Raw genomic sequence first — 1,375 nt, 5'->3', positions numbered from 1 at the left:
GGAGTTCGTCTGCGCCGCCGCGCATCCGCGGACGTGGGCGCTGCCGGGCGCGCGCGAGCAGATCGTCGCCGCCCGCCGCGCCCGTCCCGGCGTCCGGGCCTACAAGCTGTACGGCAGCGACGTGCTGGCGGACGCCACGGCCGTCCGGTTGCTGACCGACCTGGCCGGGCACGGTCCGCACGTGCGCATCCTGGACGGCCCGGTCCCGCACGAGACGATCGTCGTGGACCGCCGGGTCGCGGTGATCGCCGGGGAGCCGCGCGCCGGCGACCGCGAGTTCACCGTCGTCCGCACCCCGGCCGTCGTCGCGGGCATCCTCGCGCTGTACTGGGCGACCTGGCACGGCGCGGTCGACCTCGCCGACCACACCGCCGCGATCCCCCCGCTGGGCGAGCAGAGCCGCGAGATCCTCGCGCTGCTCGCGGACGGGATGAAGGACGAGGCCGCGTCCCGGCGGCTCGGCATCTCGCTGCGCACCTACCGCCGCCGGGTCGCCGAGCTCATGGAGCTGCTGGACGCCGACTCCCGCTTCCAGGCGGGCCTGCGCGCCCGCTCCCTCGGCCTCGTCCCGTAACCGCCCGCGCGGCGATTCGGGACGAGCGACCGGAACGCCGACCCGCTGCCCGCGCTCACCGCCGCAACCGGCTGGACGGTCCCGGCGCTCACCACCCCGATCGTCTGGACGGTGCGCCGCCGCACCGCCTGACCCGGCGGCGGACCCGCACCCAGCCCCGCGAATCCACTATGAGGTCGCGATCCCGCCAGCCCGGACCGCCGCGCACCGATTGGCTCGACGCCATGACGTCCACGGCCGCCCCAACCGCTCCATCCCGCACCCGAACACTCGGCTGGCCCGCGGTGCTCGCGGTGACGATGGGCATCTTCACCATCGTCACCACCGAGATCCTCCCCGTCGGCCTGCTCACGTCCATCGGCTCCGGCTTCACCGTCTCGGACGGCACGGCCGGACTGATGATGACCATGCCCGGCTACCTCGCCGCCGTCGCGGCCCCGGTCCTGACCGTCGCGACCGCGCGGCTCGACCGCCGCCTGATGCTGTGCGCGTGCCTCCTCCTGCTGGCCGTCGCGAACGTCCTCGCCGCGGCCGCCCCCGCGTTCTGGACGATGCTGCTCTCACGCGTCCTGGTCGGCGTCGTCATCGGCGGCTTCTGGTCGATCGCCGCCGGCCTCGCCGACCGCCTGGTCGCCCCGCCCCAGGCCCGCCGCGCGACCGCCGTGATCTTCTCGGCCGTCCCGCTGGGCTCGGTCTTCGGCGTCCCCCTCGGCACGCTCATCGGGGACGCGGCGGGCTGGCGCACCAGCTTCGCCGTGATGGCCGCACTCTCCGTCGCCGTCCTGGCCGCGCTGGCCGTCC

At 75.6% G+C, this 1,375-nt stretch carries 2 protein-coding genes; both read left to right on the top strand.

The annotated features are described in order from the left end of the window. A partial coding sequence (locus tag AB0J52_RS40735) for a helix-turn-helix transcriptional regulator (protein ID WP_500188582.1) occupies window positions 1-574 on the top strand: 574 nt, incomplete at its 5' end. A 299-nt stretch (window positions 575-873) separates the two neighbouring features. Beyond that, window positions 874-1,375: MFS transporter (locus AB0J52_RS40730; RefSeq protein ID WP_500188583.1), on the top strand; the 502-nt coding region annotated here is incomplete at its 3' end.

The sequence above is a fragment of the Spirillospora sp. NPDC049652 genome (genome assembly GCF_040675125.1).
Classification (GTDB): domain Bacteria; phylum Actinomycetota; class Actinomycetes; order Streptosporangiales; family Streptosporangiaceae; genus Spirillospora.
This window is presented reverse-complemented; position numbering and strand designations above follow the sequence as displayed.